This is a genomic window from Methanoregula sp. (assembly GCF_002835825.1).
GTDB lineage: Archaea > Halobacteriota > Methanomicrobia > Methanomicrobiales > Methanospirillaceae > Methanoregula.
In genome coordinates, this window is record NZ_PIZH01000348.1 from 1 (window position 1) to 2,289 (window position 2,289).

Here is a 2,289-nt window from a genome sequence, read left to right on the forward strand (position 1 = left end):
GAAGAGGGCCCGCTCCGGTGCCTCGCTCCGGTCGCCGACACCGGCAATGGCCGGGAGGTGGCGGATCAGGGGTTCGACCTTCGGGTTGATCAGCCGTGCCACTTCTGTCCCAAGCATGCCTGCCGTAATACCGAAGTCGCCGCCAACATGGTACGGGTTGACATGGGCGACCAGGTACTTATCGATGGTTGCGTCCGGGTGGTGGTGGTCGATGACCACGAAGGGGATATCGTACACGCTCGCGATTTTGTACGAGGGTTCATCCTCTTCCGTGGAACCGTTATCGGTTAAGAGTACGAGCGGCATCTTCTGGCCGAACCGGACATGGTCCTTTAACGAAAAGTCAAGGTCACGGGTGATGTCCTCGATCTCGTAGAACGGGGCTTTCGACGGAGCCCGCTTGAAGAGGAAGTAGTCGGCGTCAAAGTCCCCGCCGGACTCGCGGATGAGCGAGACGACTGCCTGCTCGATCGCGACCGCGGAGCAGATGCCGTCAGCGTCGGCATGGTGCCGGAGGATGATTGGCTGTGAGGTGAAGACGGCTTTCCGGATGATCTTTGCAACCTTCTTCATCTCGGGACGGAGTTTTTCCAGGACCTCGCTCTTCACAAGGAGCGGGATATCTTCCGGCTCGGAGCGCTTGTCGAGTGCCTTCTCAATCCGGGCTTTCACCGCGTCAGAGTCATCCCCTTTGAGCGCGGAGATGAGATCCGCCTCAATCTGGAGCTGGTTGTTTCTCCGCATCACTTCCCCGATGACCTTGACGATGTCACCGAGTTCGATATCCGGGAACGCCCGAACCCCTGCCTCGATGAATGCGGCTGCATTCTGGGTCCCGGTCTCATCGACGATGGTGAAGATGGTCGGTCCGCTGGTCTGCTTGATCTGGGCGACTTCGCCTTCGATGGCAACGGTCTTTCCGATTTTGCCGGCAAGATCCGCAATCTGGACGGTTGTCGATTTCCGTTCGATGTTCTGCACCTGGTAGACCTGGATCTGGACCTCTTCAAGGTCGATGTTGCCATTAGGCCGGATCTGCCGGACCCGGACAAGGATGGAGTCCCTCTCCTTGTGCTCACCCTTCATGTTGCTCTTATGGACCAGGCCCTTGATCCGGTCGTTCAGCTGGACGAACATGCCGAAGTTGGCAAAGCCCTGGACCTTTCCCTGGTATACGTTCCCTTCCTCAATGTCGGCAAGGTCGCAGCCTGCGCCCATCCGGTACACGAGGACATCACCACTGGTATTAGACATGGTTCTCTCTCACCACACACGACGTACGGAAAAATGGTTGCGATTATGGTAGGGATCGTCAACGCTCCGCGAAATGGTTGATATAATATCAATGGGTGCCTGAAAGGTTAATTTACTTGTTATCCGGGTAAGGGGATATCTGCAAAAGGGATTTTTCCGGGAGGCGATTGCATCAATCCCGGAACGGGACCTCGATCATGTCCAGGTCATTGGGAACAACAATGGTGCCGGCGTACCTGCTGCGCGCCTCAATGACGTGGGTCTTTGCATCCGGGTACCGTGAGCTGGTGTGGATGAGGACGAGCGTGCCGGCGTTGAGCGCTGTTGCGGCCTCGCCGGCCTGGGCCGCGGTGGCATGGTAAAACTCCGCCGCCCGGGCGGCCTCGGCCTCATCGTAGGTTGCATCATGGATGAGCAGGTTGGCATTGGCGGCAACATCGAGAATGGTCTCATGGATGGCGCGGGTGTCCCCGGTATAGACGATCTTCCGGCCGGGTCTCTGCGGGCCCATGACCTGGTCTGGCCTGATTTCCGTGGTTGTCTCTCCGGCTTTTACGGTTACCGTCTCCCCCCGCTGGAGTTTCCCGAACAGCGGGCCCGAGGGTACGCCAAGGGCGATGGCCTGCTCGCGGTCGAACCGTCCCGGCCGCGGGTCCTCTTCGAGAATGTAGCCAAGCGTGGGCATGCCATGGGAAGCGGCGAATGCGGTGACGGTATATCCCTCAAAGCGCACCCATGAACCGGGAGCGAGCTCAACCGATTCCATCGGGAACTTCAGGTTGAAGCGGGCAACATGCCGGAGCGTCCTGACAAACTCGTGCACCCATTCCGGGCCATAGATGGTCAGGGGTTCGGTCCGGCCATTGAATGACATGGTCTGCACAAGGCCGAAGATGCCGAGGAAATGGTCGACATGCCAGTGGGTGACGAAGATGGCGTTGACGGTGAACCCGCATCGGGCCCGCATCATCTGCTGCTGGGCGCCCTCGCCGCAGTCGAAGAGGAGCGTATCGGAGCCCCGCCGCACCATGATGC

General features: G+C 59.2%; 2 protein-coding genes. Both read right to left on the minus strand.

All coding sequences use genetic code 11. The features are described 5' to 3' along the window. Positions 1–1,254: OB-fold nucleic acid binding domain-containing protein (locus CW742_RS10865; RefSeq protein WP_292420298.1), on the minus strand; the 1,254-nt coding region annotated here is incomplete at its 3' end. A gap of 172 nt (positions 1,255–1,426) precedes the next feature. Continuing rightward, on the minus strand, positions 1,427–2,289 hold an 863-nt coding region (locus CW742_RS10870; RefSeq protein ID WP_292420300.1), incomplete at its 5' end, for a ribonuclease Z.